The 13,013-nt window shown below is 68.0% G+C and carries 5 protein-coding genes; all 5 read left to right on the top strand.

Going from position 1 to position 13,013, the window contains the following annotated elements:
• Positions 1-78: 78 nt before the first annotated feature.
• The 5 genes from ABIE51_RS13650 (at position 79) to ABIE51_RS13630 (ending at position 11,513) form a co-directional block, all read left to right on the top strand.
• Positions 79-3,726 carry a choice-of-anchor Z repeating domain-containing protein gene (locus ABIE51_RS13650; RefSeq protein WP_192631140.1) on the top strand — a complete coding sequence of 1,216 codons (3,648 nt, stop codon included), beginning with the start codon at positions 79-81 and terminating at the stop codon, positions 3,724-3,726.
• 139 nt (positions 3,727-3,865) lie between these two features.
• A complete protein-coding gene (locus ABIE51_RS13645; RefSeq protein ID WP_354504288.1) occupies positions 3,866-4,807 on the top strand; it encodes a hypothetical protein in 942 nt (313 codons plus the stop codon).
• Between the two features lie 278 nt (positions 4,808-5,085).
• A complete protein-coding gene (locus ABIE51_RS13640; protein WP_354504286.1) occupies positions 5,086-5,412 on the top strand; it encodes a hypothetical protein in 327 nt (108 codons plus the stop codon).
• 64 nt (positions 5,413-5,476) lie between these two features.
• The gene (locus tag ABIE51_RS13635) at positions 5,477-7,024 is read left to right on the top strand and encodes a hypothetical protein (RefSeq protein WP_192631138.1); all 1,548 of its coding nucleotides are present in this window, start codon (positions 5,477-5,479) and stop codon (positions 7,022-7,024) included.
• 52 nt (positions 7,025-7,076) lie between these two features.
• Entirely contained in the window at positions 7,077-11,513 is a 4,437-nt protein-coding gene (locus ABIE51_RS13630; RefSeq protein ID WP_354504283.1) for a fibronectin type III domain-containing protein, read from the top strand.
• Positions 11,514-13,013: the final 1,500 nt, after the last annotated feature.

The following is a 13,013-nucleotide window of genomic DNA, read 5'->3' as shown; positions in this document are numbered from 1 at the left end:
CCGCTCTGTCCTGAGAGGCCAGGCTGCGCGCGTGCGCGTGCGTCCGGAACACACCACCCCGTCGAAATGACGCAGTGCGTGGAACCGGCGCGTGCCATAGCGTTCTGGCGACTGCTTGCCCTGCTCATGCTGGCGACGCTGTCGCTCGTGTTCGCCCGCGACGCGCACGCCGAAACGGCGGTGAGCGGCAGCATCGCCACCGATGCGCATTGGACGCTTTCCGGCAGTCCGTACGTCGTGTCTGGAAACGTGCTCGTGCAGAGCAACGCGACGCTGATTATCGACGCGGGCGTGTCGGTATACATGGAAGCCGGCGCGAGTTTCGACGTGCAGGCTGGCAGCGTACGCGCCATCGGCACGGCTGCGCAGCCGATCAAGGTGCTTTCGATCAAGTCGTTGCGTGGCGGGACGCCGGCGCCGGGCGACTACGGCACATGGCGGTTCGGTCCGGGCACGGCGCCCACCGCGCGCCTTGAATACCTACGTATCGAGCACGGACGAGGCCTCGTCGTGAACGGCTCCGCGCCGGTATTCAACTACCTGGACATCCGCAATAACCAGGGGCCGGCGATCAGCATCGATCTGTCCGCTTCGCCCTCCGGCGTCGGCAACCAGGCCAGCGGCAACGACATCAATGGCATCGACGTTCCTGCCGGCGACATCGTCGGAAGCGTGAAGTGGAATTTGTCGGGCATCGCGTACGTGGTGCGCGCCGGCACGCTGTCGGTCGGCCGCTCGCCGACGGTGACGCAAGTGACGCCGGCGACGATCGAACAGGGTCAGACGCTGTCAGTAGCCGTCGACGGCGTGCGTCTGGATGGCTTCGGCGCCGGTTCGGCGGATCGCAGCGGATTGACGCTCACGCCAATAGGCGGCGGCACGTCGTCGCGACTGAGCTTCCAGCTGAAAGCCAACGCCGATGCCGCACTCGGCCCGGCCGCGCTGTCCTTGCGCGTGGACGCGGGCGAACTCGTGCTGCCCAATGCACTGACAGTGACGCCGCCGATGCCGGCGGTTACGCAGATCGAGCCCGCGACCGTGATCGCGGGCAGCGGCGTTGCCGACATCCTCGTCACCGGTCGCAACTTCAGTGCGCGGTCGGAAGTGCTGGTGAATTCCGCTGCGCTTCCGACTCAGTTCGTGAGCGCGACGCAGCTGCGCGCATCGCTGCCGAATCAGACCATCGCCGGGGTCCTGCCATTGCAGGTGCGCAATCCGCATCCTGACGCGGGTGCGCCCGCGCTGCTTTCCAATTCGACGAACCTCGCCGTGCAGATGCCGGTACCGCCGACGGTGGCTTTCGAACCCACGCCGATCGCGATGCCACCGGACAACAAGGCGCACGACATCACGCTGCGACTGTCCAAGCCGGACATCCGCGACCACACGCTCAATTTCTCGGTGTCGGATGCGGCCAAGGCCACCGTGACTCCGACCTCGCTGACCATCGCCGCCGGGCAGGTCACCGCGCGTGTCACGATCACGCCGATCGCGCAGGGTTCGGTGACGCTGCTGGCGCAGTCGGCGACCCTGGGCAACAGCTCTACGCCGATCTTCATCACGCCCGATTTCCGCGGCGTCAACACGAGCTACGCATTGCCGGTCGGCGTGAAAGTCGGCGAGGGCGTGCAGGCCGATCCGATCGAGTTCAGGCCCAACAGCATTGTCGGTATCGGCGTGGGCGCGGTGCTGGCCGACGTGCTGCCCGCCGGCTGGGCCGCGGGCACGACGCAGACGTTCCAGGTCCGGGGCAACGCGATCCCGCCAGGCTCGCTGGTGTCGATCGTTCCCGCCGATGGCGTGACGCTCGGTGCCACGACCGTCTCGCCGGATGGTGCCGTACTCAGCGTTCCGGTGACGACAGCGGGCGACGCGGCGATCGGCCCCAGACGCGTGGTCGTGCGCGACAACAACGGTTCGCTGCTGACCTTCGCCGATCCGTCGCGTGCCGTCGTGATGCTGGCGGCAGGCCTGCCGCGCATCGATTCGATCACGCCGATCGACGTCGCGCGCAATTCGACCGTCACGATGGTCCTGCGCGGACGCAACCTGCAGAACGCCAAGCTGGCGGTAACGCCCGGCAGCGGCCTGGAAGTCGACGCGCAGCCAACAGTCAACGCGGACGGCACCGAGCTCACCGCCAACGTGTCCGTCGCGGCGGATGCCACACTGGGGCCGCGCATCGTGCAGGCATCCAACGCCACCGGCATCAGCGCGGGCGAGGCCAGCGCCGCGAACACACTGCACGTGGTCGGTGCCATCGCCTCCACCTACGGCTGGACCGCGCCGCTGGTCGGCGTGACGGTGGGACAGCCCGTCGTTGAACCGCAGCAGATCGTGCCGGTGCTGATGCAGCACGTCGGCGTGGTCGTGGGCGCCAGCGCGACAAACGTGACGCCGCGTATCGGCATCGTCGGTTCAACGGTAACCGTGAACGTGCGCGGACAAGGCTTGCAGGGCGTCACGACGGTCTCGCTCGTACCGTCGACAGGGCTCACCGTCGGCTCGCCGACCGCGAGCGCCGATGGCAGCGAGCTGAGCTTCACAATCCAGGTTGCGGCCGATGCGGCGCTTGGCCTGCGTCGCCTGGTGCTCGGTACGACGAGTGGTCCGCTGGCATTCGCCAACATCATGGACGGTACGTTCCTGGTGTCCACGCCGCTGCCGGTCGTCGAATCGGTCTCGCCGCAGGTGTTGGCGATCGGCGCCAGCGCGCAGGGCATGACGGTGCGTGGTCGTTACCTGGACAACGTCACCGACGTGCGCTTCGTGCCGACCGATGGCATCACGGTGATCCGCCCCTTCACCGTGAGCGAAGGCGGCAAAACGCTCGGTTTCGCCGTCCAGGTCGCGGCAGGAAGTGCCGCCGGCCCGCGCCGGATGATCGTGACCACCGCTGCGGGCGATTCCGCGACCGATGCGTCTCCTGCCAACACCGTGGCGCTGGCAAACCAGGTCGGCCCGAGCTATCCGGCCATCCTGTCGGCGGCGATCGGCGTGCGCGTGGGTGACAACCTGGGCCAGAGTTACGACGGCGCGCTCGTCGCACCGACCGTGGGCGTGCTGGTGATCGAGGAAACGGTCCCGCCGCAGCCGATCGATCTGACGCCGATCGCACGCACCGTGGGCCTGGTGGTTGGTGGTGCGGCGCGCGGCAAGTCAGTCGATGGCTGGCTGCAGGGCGCGTCCGACACCCTGCGGATCCACGGCGTCGGCCTCGCGCAGGTGACTGCGGTGGAAGCCGTGCCGTCCGCGGGCATCCTCTTCGGTCCAGTGTCGGTCGATGCGGCAGGCACCGGCCTGGAGGCGTCGATCAGCATCGCGCAGGACGCAGCGCTGGGCACGCGCCGCTTGCGACTGCGCACGAGCGATGGCGAGCTGGCCTGGGTGTCGGGCGACGCCTCGCTGTTCGGCATCGGGCGCGTGCCGACGATGGATTCGGTGTCGCCGATCGTGCTCACCGCCGGTGAAACCACGACGCTGACCGTGCGCGGCCGCGATCTCGCCGGCGTGACCGGCGCGACGTTCGCACCGGATTCGGGACTCGCGCAGATCGGCGCGCCGGTGTGGTCGCAGGACGCCACCGGCGAACAACTGAAGATCACCGTTCACATCGATGCCGACGCGACGCCCGGCACGCGCGTGCTTCAGCTGAGGGTGCCGGGCGGGATCACGTCCTCGACGCCGGGCGTCGCCAACACGATCACGGTGGTGGCCGGCCCATGACCACGCACCGTCCAATCGGCATTCGATTCGCCCTGACTTCCGGCCGTGCTGCGCGCGTTGGCGCGCAGGAATGCGATCGCCGGTTTCCACCCAACGACCTTTGCACGATGCAACGCACTTGCGCTCAAGGAGCTACGCCATGAACCAGCATTCCCGCCTGCCGAACCGTGCATCGCTGACGGCGGCGCTCGTCGCGACCCTGTTCGCACCGACGGCCTGGGCTGCCTTCGACAGCGGTAGCACCGGTGCCGATGGCGTCTTCAATCCCACCGTCAACACGGAAGTCGAGCTGCCGCCGTCGGGCATCCTCAATTACACGACAGTCAACATTCCGACCGGCGTGACCGTCAAGTTCAAGCGCAACGCCGCCAATACGCCGGTGTACATCCTGGCCAGCGGCGACGTGACGATCGCCGGCACCATCGATCTGCGCGGCGACGACGCCAAGGATGCCGGTACGTATGGCGACGGCGCGCAGGGCGATGACGGCATTCCGGGCGCGGGCGGTGCGGGTGGCTTCGATGGCGGTCGCGGCGGTCGCGACGATGCGCAGCAACGCGCGGCGATCATTCGTGGTGGCGCGGGGCTCGGGCCAGGCGGCGGTGCTGGAGGCGTGGAGGGAACCGACGGATGCAATGCCACGACCGGCTATTACAAACATGCCGGCATCGGCGGCGCGTACGGCAGCAAGGTCATCAAGGTCTATTCGAGCAATTGCTCGATGACCACGCCGGCGACCGAACCATACGGATCGAGCCTGCTGCAACCGCTCGTCGGTGGCTCAGGTGGCGGCGGAGGTCGCGGCGGCACCAACTATCCGGGCTCCGGAGGCGGAGGTGGTGGGGGGCGCCATCGTCATCGCCTCGTCTGGAACGATGCGCCTCACCGGCAGCATCGATGTGACCGGTGGCGATGGCGGCGGCGTTGCCGGTACGGGCGTCGGTGGACAGGGTGCAGGCGGATCGGGCGGTGGCATCCGCCTAGTCGCGTCGACGGTGACCGGCACCGGCACGCTCAACGCGGCTGGCGGCTGCATCCACTACAACAACGCGCGCCGGCAGCGTTGCGGTTCGACCGGTAGCAGCAGCGACTACGGCGGCTCCGATGGTCGCATCCGCATCGAGGGCGAGGCGATCACATACAGTGGTACGACCACCCCGGCGTATGTGCGCGGCATCGTGAGCCCCGTGTTCCTGGCCAGCGTGCCCTCGCTGCGCATCGCCTCGGTGGCCGGACAGGCCGTTCCCGCCGTTCCGACGGGCACCAACGACGTCACGCTGCCTTCCACGACGACCGGTCCGGTAGTGGTGACGTTTGAAACTACCAACGTGCCCTTGGGCAAACACGATCCAGCTCCGCGTGATTCCCGCGTACGGCACGGCCAGCACCGTGGTCAGCGGCGCGCTCGCCGGTAGCGCGAGTGCCGCTACCGCGACCGCATCTGTGACGCTGCCGCAAGGCCCGAGCGCGCTGCAGGCGACGACCACCTACACGGTCACGGTCGCTTCGCTTCGCGATGAAGCGATGCGCGAAAAGCTTTCGCGCCTGGCGCAGAACGAACAAGTCGAAACGATCGAAGTGACCGTGGCCCTGCAGGGCGGCGCACGCGCGAAGTTGATCACCGGCAGCGGCAAGTCGTTCGAAGTGCCGTACGCGCAGCTGAGCGCGATCGGTTTCAGGAGCTGAGCCGGCCATGACCCGCCATCGACCTTCGCGCGATGCAACGCGTAACCGCCCAAGGACCCACGCCATGACCCAACACTCACGCCTCCCTGTGCGCGCCTCGTTGGCGCTTGCGTTCACGGCGACTGCATTCGCGCCGACGGCATGGGCTGCGTTCGACAGCGGCAGCACCGGCGCCGACGGCGCGTTGAACGCAACGGCCGGCATGGAGATCCAGCTTCCGCCGTCGGGCATCCTCAACTACACGACGATCAACATCCCGGCGGGCGTCACCGTCAAGTTCAAGCGCAACGCCGCAAACACGCCGGCCTACATCCTGGCCAGTGGCGACGTGACCATCGCCGGCACGCTGGACGTGCGCGGTACGGACGGAAAAGCCACCGGTACCTATGGCGACGGCGCGCAGGCCGACGACGGCCTGCCGGGCGAAGGTGGACCGGGTGGTTTCAGCGGTGGCCGCGGTGGACGTAGCGACGCCCAATTGCGCGGAACGATCGTGCGTGGCGGTGCTGGACTCGGACCGGGTGGTGGACCGGGTGGCATTGAAGGCGAGAACGGATGCACCCCGGAAGGCGGCTACTACAAATACCCCGGCACCGGCGGGGGCTATGCCAACAGCGCCTATCGGTACTACTCGACATATAACTGCGCGGCGAATTATGGCCCCGTCGGACTCTCCTACGGCTCGACGCTGCTGCAGCCGCTGGCAGGTGGCTCGGGCGGCGGTGGCGGACGTGGCGGCACCAACTTCCCGGGTTCGGGCGGCGGCGGTGGCGGCGGTGCAGTTCTCATCGCTTCGTCCGGCACCCTGCGCATCACCGGCAGCATTGACGCCACCGGCGGCGACGGCGCGGGTCATGCGGGCACGGGTACGGGCGGCCAGGGCGCCGGTGGTTCCGGCGGCGCGATCCGCCTGGTCGCGACGACCGTCGCCGGCAACGGGTCGGTCCTGGCCAACGGCGGCTGCATCAACTACAACAACAGCCGCCGCCAGTACTGCGGCTACGACGGCCGTAACAACTATGGCGGCTCCGAAGGCCGCATCCGCATCGAAGGCGAATCCATCACCTTCAGCGGCACGTCGCAGCCGACATTCGTGCGTGGTGACATCGGCCCGGTGTTCATTGCCAACGCGCCAGCACTGCGCATCTCCGCGGTAGCAGGCCAGGCGGTTGCGGCTGTACCCACCGGCAGCAACGACGTGAGCCTCCCGGCAAGCACCACCGGTCCGGTGGTGGTCACGTTCGAAACGACCAACGTCCCGGTTGGCAACACCGTGCAGCTGCGCGTGGTGCCGGTGAACGGCATGCCCAGCGAAGCCATCAGCCCCGCGATCACCGGCACGACGGCGTCCGGCACCGCGCAGGTGTCCGTGGTGCTGCCGCAGGGCTCCAGCACGCTGCAGGCAACGACGACCTACACCGTCGTCGTCGCGGCGCTGGGCGACGATGCGCTGAGCGAAAAGCTGTCGCGACTGGCGAGCAACGAACGCGTCGAGAAGGTGGAAGTCACCATCGCGCTGGACGGCGGCGCGCGTGCGCGACTGGTGACCGGCAGCGGCAGGACCTTCGACATGCCCTACGAAACATTGAGCGCGATCGGCTTCAAGGGTTGAAGCAACCGGCATCGGCAGCTGGATACAACGCAGGCAGGGACGTGCGGTCACCATGAGTCAATCCGAACACACCAGCAGGAAGTTGCGTCGTGCTCCGCGGCGCGCTATCGCCGCCGCGTGCGTGGCCTTGCTGGCATGCACGTCATGGACGACCGGCGCCGCGGACCTGACCGTTGGCGATGGCGTAGTGGTGAAGTTCGGCGACGACGCCCAACTGGTCGTGCGCGACAAACTGTCCGCTGGCAAGGGGGTCGCGTTCACCAGCCAGAAGGACGATGACATCGCCGGGGAGGCGGGCGCCGGGTTCGGTGCGCCCGCAGCGGGCGACTGGCGGGGCGTTCGCATCGAGAAGTCCGCGCAGGCGTTCGGCGCGATGACGTTCGAGGACGTGCGCATCCGCTACGCCGGCGGCGACCAGGACGGCGCCGCGCTCACGCTGCGCGGCGTCAGTCCCACGCTGAAGTACCTGCAGCTGACCGACAACACCAATGGCCTGCGACTGCGCGAAGGTGCTTCGCCTGCGATCACCGGATCGAGCTTCCTTCGCAACGGCATCGGCCTGGACGCCGAGCGTGACAGCGCGCCAACGATCGGTTCGACGCAGTTCTCGGGCAACCGCGAACAGGCCATCGTGAACCGCTGGCCTTCGGTCGTCCTCCAGGCCACCGGCAACTGGTGGGGCCACTCCACCGGACCGCGCGACGCGTCCGGTAATCCCGGCGGGCAGGGCGACGCTGTCTCGCCGGGCGTCAACTACGCCGGCTTCCTGACCGCCGTGCCGCTGATCAATCCGTCCGTGCGCCTGGTCGCACCGGCGCCGTACTACGAACATAACCGCGTCGCGCTCGAACTGTCCTGCATCAACGCCACCGAATTCCGCATTGCCGAGAACAACGCATTCGGCGGCGTCGCGTTCCGTCCGCTCTCCAATGGCCGCGCGAACGTGGACTTCGACGTGTCCGCGGGCGACGGACGCAAGACCGTCCAGGTACAGTTCCGCGATCCCACCGGCACCGTCGTGACGGCGGTCCTGGTTGGCGGCGTGCTGATCGACACGCAGCCGCCGCAGGTGTCCATCACCAGTCCGTCCGCGGGCAGCGTGATCCGCGAGTCGGTGAACATCGAAGTCCAGACAAGCGACGCCTCCGGCGTGCGCCAGGTACAGATCCTGCGTGACGACGCGGTGCTCGCCACCGACACGACGGCGCCGTATGCGTACGCCTGGAATACCGACAGCGTTTCCGACGGCAACTACGTCATCAAGGCCATCGCCACCGACGAGGCCGGACGCACGGCCGAACAGCGCCTCACGGTGACCGTCTCGCACAGCGCGCCGTTGCCGGACGCCGAAGGCCCGCAGCTGGGCGACATCAAGGCCAACGGCGTCGCTCTGGCCAACGGTGCGACCTTCACCGGCAGCACGACGCTGGCGTTCTCCGCGAGCGACCGCAGCGCGATCTCGCGCATCGAAGTGCTGCTGGACGGTGTCCTCGTCGCGACCGCGACGGGCACGAACCAGTACACCGCGCTGCTGAACCTGACGGACATCGCCAACGGTTCGCATGCACTGGCGCTGCGCGCGTTCGACTCGCTGGCCAACCAGAGCACGGTGGAATACACCATCACCGTCGCTCACGCACCGCCGGCCGCGCCGACACTGACGCAGCCCGCGAACGGTCTGGTGACGCGCAACGCCTCGCTGACCGTGTCGGGCAACGCGAAGGCCGGCAGCAGCGTGCAGATGCTGGTCAACGATGCCGCCGCAGGTGCTGCCGTCACGGCCGGTACCGACGGCCGGTTCTCCGCGCCGGTCACGCTGGCGGCAGGCGAAAACCGCCTGCAGGCGACGGCCAGCGATTCGCACGGCACCAGCACCAGGAGTGCCGTGACCATGGTGACATTGGACGTGACCGTGCCGTCCGCGCCGTCAGGTCTGGCCGCCGCGGTGGCGACGGGCGGGAAGATCCGGCTGACGTGGGCGGCGGCGAGCGATACGAACGTCGTCGCGCACGAGATCTATCGTTCGACCAGCGAATTCGCCGGCATTGGCGAAGCTCAGAAGCTGGTGCGACTGGCGGCGTCGGCGATCGCCTATGAAGACGCGCCTGCCGCCGACGGCCAGTACTTCTATCGCATCGTCGCGGTGAACGCGGCGGGCACGCCGAGCGCGCCGACCAATCTCGCCAGCGCTTCCATCGACCGCACCGCGCCGGTGGCGGAGCGCGTCGAGTACACCGCGAAGGGCGCGTTCGACGCCGACAGCCAGACCTACGGCCAGGGCCGCATCGATGTCCGCGTCACCGTGAGCGAGCCGCTGAACGGCACGCCGTACTTCAGCCTCGTGCCGGAAGGCGGCCTGCCGGTGCCGGTGGACCTGATCAAGCGCGACGACACGCATTACGAAGGCAGCCTGACACTCACGTCGGGCAGCGGCAGCGGCATGGCCAACGTGCTGTTCTCGGCGCGCGACATGGCCGGCAACCGTGGCGTGGAAGTGCGCGAAGGCGCCGCCGTGCGCGTCGATACGGTCGGGCCGGAACTGATCCGGATCGCGCTGGATCCGCAGTCCCCGATCAAGGTGGATGCGCAACGCGAGATCACCGCGACGCTCGGCTTCAGCGAAGCCATGCCTACGGGCAAGACCCCGGTCGTGCGTTACCAGCTCTCCGGCAATGGCCGCACGCCGATAGCGACGGCCGCGCCGGAGCGCATCGACGCGGAAACGTGGCGCGTCCGGTTCGAGCTCCCGGCCGATGCAGGCCAGGCATCACCGGAACTGCTGAGCCTCATCCACCAGTCCGAGGATGCGCTGGGCAATTCGTCCAGCCGCGTGACCGCATCCAACCAAGCGCAGGTCTACCAAGGCGAACTGCCCGCGCTGAACGTGCCGCTGGGCCTGACGGCCACCGCGGCGCCGGGCGGCAAGGTGAGCCTGCAGTGGCAGGCGGTCGAAGGTGCGACGGGCTACCAGGTTTACCGTCAGGCACCGGGAGAAACCGCGCTGGTCGAACTGTCGCGCACCGTGCAGGCCCAGGCCGACGACAGCACGCCGGTCGACGGTGTGTACCGTTACGCCGTCGCATCGGTGCGCAGTTCCAACGGCCAAGAAACGGTGAGCGGCCAGTCGCTGGTCGCCCAGGCCACGACCAGCCGCACCGCGCCGGGCGCGCCGCAGAACCTCGTGCTGAGCCTGATCCCGCAGGGCGTGCTCGCGACGTGGCAGCCGCCAGTGGGCACGGCGCCGGCGGGCTATCGCCTGTACCGCGCGGCGACGTCGACGATCACTTCCGTCGCCGGCCTCACGCCGCTCAAGCAGGGCATCAAGACCACGCAGATCGTGGATGCCGTGCCGTCGCAGGACCAGCACGCGTACGTGGTGACCGCCGTCGATTCCGCCGGCAATGAATCCGCCATCTCCAACTCGGTCTACCTCAACTTCAGCCTGCTGCCGGTCAAGACGCTGCATGTCGACCAGCTCGGCACCGCATTGCCGGTGCTGACGTGGACGGCCAACGGCAGCGGCGCGGTGGGTTACGACGTGTACGTGGGCGAAGGCGAAGGACGCTTCAAGCTGACGCCGGAGCCGATCTCCGCGACCACGCTCACCGACACCGGCTACACCGGCGGCGAGCGCCGCTACACGGTGGAAGCGGTCGATGCCAACGGCGTGCGCATGGCGCGCGGCATCGTCTTGCCGAACGCATCGTTGCAGGTGGTCGGCGGACTGCCGCTCAAGCGCAACGTCATGAACCGCCTCAACGTGCAGGTGACGAACCTGTCGTCGGATGCGCTCAGCACTGCCGCCATCGTGGCGAAGGTCGGTTCGCGCGAGTTCCGCTCCGAAGGTTTCCCGCTCGCCGGCAACGCCACCAAGGTGGTGCCACTGGTGGTGGGCGGTTATCCAGACCTGCCGAATCCCGCGGCGCTAACGCTGCTGCTGGAAAACCAGGAGAGCGAAGGCGAGCGCATGCGCATCGGACGCGACCAGCAGGTATCGGTCGTCGACAGCGCGCTGGTGGTCGGACTCGATGCACAGGGCTTCACCCCGCGGCGCGACGGGCAAGGTGCGCCTGACGGTGGAGAACACCTCCGACGTCGAGGTCGAACTACTGACGGCGCGCAACTTCGGTCGCGATGCGTCCAACGAACTGCGCCTGAAACTGATGGACAACGACGGCAATCTGCTCAGCACGGTGCCGTACCGCCAGGCCACGGGTGCGGGCGTGATCACGTTGTCGCAGGGCCTCACGGTGGCACGCATCGCACCGGGGCAGCGTTACGTGTCCGATGTCTTCGAGATGCCGGTGCCGGCCAGCGCGCCCGACCACGTGCGCCTGAAGCTGGAAGTCGACAAGCTGCGCTACAGCACGGGCCAGGCGGAGGAAGTGGCGATCCCCGGCATGGGCAGCGAACGCGCCGTCGAGCTGGTCGAAACGCCGTACGTGGGCGAAGTCATCTCGGTCGATCCCGTGGTGTCCTTCGGCGCTAGCCAGATCACCATCCTCGGCCGCGCCGTCGATCGCGCAACGCAGGCGCCTGTGCCGAACGCACCGCTGAAGATCGCGCTCAACCAGGAAGGCTTCGAGCGCCTGACCGACGTGATGACGGATGCGCAGGGCGGCTTCCGCTACGTGTTCGCGCCGACGCTGACCGATGCCGGCCGCTACCGCGTGGGTGCGATCCATCCGGACATGACCGACCGTCCGGAGCAGGCCAGCTTCACGATCAACCGCATCCAGATCACGCCGACGCCGTTCAAGCTGACGGTGCCGCGCAACTACGCGTACCGCATCGACTTCCGTGCGCGTTCGGGCACCGGTTCGCAGGCCAGCAACCTGCGCGTGATATACGCACCCGAGTACCAGCCAAGCGGCACACTGCCGGCCGGCATCAAGGTGTTGCTGCCGGAGCCGATCAATATCGCGCCCAAGCAGGATCTGGCGCTGCCGGTGAGCGTGTCGGGCGACAACAGCGCCGCGCTGAGCGGGCGCCTGGTGCTGGCGGTGGTGAGCGACGGTTCCGGCACCGCACCGCTGGCGCTGCTCAACGTCGACTACACGTTGACCGAGGCCAAGCCGGCCCTGTACGCCACGCCGAACTACGTCGAGGCGGGCCTGGCGCGCGGCCAGACAGCGATCGAACAGGTCGTGTTCGAGAACAAGGGTTTCGTGGCGATGAACGAGGTCGTCGTCGACCTGCTCGACAAGAGCGGCAACGCGGCGCCGTCCTGGATCACGCTGGCATCGAACCGCGCGCTCGGCAGCATAGGAGTGGGCGAGAAGCGCACGGTCGACATCAACGTCGCACCGGACGCCAACGTCGCCGAAGGCATCCACGAGTTCGTGCTTCGCGTCTCCGGTGCCAACCTGCCGGCCGAAACGGTGAATGTGTTCGTCTCGGTCACCCAGTCGGGCATCGGCAACCTGCTGTTCAAGGCGTCGGACATCTACACGGCCACGCGCGACAAGAACGGCAACCTGATCCCGGGCCTGGCCGGCGCGCGCATCTTCCTGCAGAACGAGGCGGTGGTCAGCCAGAGCTTCGAACTGACCACCGACGCGTACGGCGAGGCGTACTTCCAGAACCTGCCGGCCGGCAGCTATCGCTTCAAGGCGAGCGCGCAGAACCACCAGGAAGCCGGCGGTCGCGTGTCGGTCAAGCCGGGCCTGACGGTGAACCAGTCGGTGTTCCTGGAATACAGCCTGATCCAGGTGGAATGGTCGGTGCGCGAGATCACCATCGAGGACCGCTACGAGATCACCCTCAACGCGACCTTCGAAACCGACGTGCCCGCACCGGTGGTGGTGCTGCAACCCACGAGCATCAACCTGCCGAAGATGGCGCCGGGCGAGGTGTTCCAGGGCGAGCTGGTGCTGACGAACTACGGGTTGATCCGCGCGGATAACGTCGTCGCGCAGCCGCCGGGCGCGGACGAGTACTACAAGTTCGAGTTCCTGGCGCAGCCGCCGACCAGTCTGGAAGCCAAGCA

The organism is Lysobacter sp. OAE881, from assembly GCF_040546665.1.
Classification (GTDB): Bacteria; Pseudomonadota; Gammaproteobacteria; order Xanthomonadales; family Xanthomonadaceae; genus Lysobacter_J; species Lysobacter_J soli.
Note: the sequence above shows the minus strand (reverse complement) of the source record. Positions and strands in the feature narration are given on the sequence as shown.

Excerpts from the sequence above, each read along its gene's own strand:
- ABIE51_RS13645 (WP_354504288.1), top strand. The coding sequence starts at position 3,866 with ATGAACCAGCATTCCCGCCTGCCGAACCGTGCATCGCTGACGGCGGCG.
- ABIE51_RS13635 (WP_192631138.1), top strand. The coding sequence starts at position 5,477 with ATGACCCAACACTCACGCCTCCCTGTGCGCGCCTCGTTGGCGCTTGCG.
- ABIE51_RS13630 (WP_354504283.1), top strand. The coding sequence starts at position 7,077 with ATGAGTCAATCCGAACACACCAGCAGGAAGTTGCGTCGTGCTCCGCGG.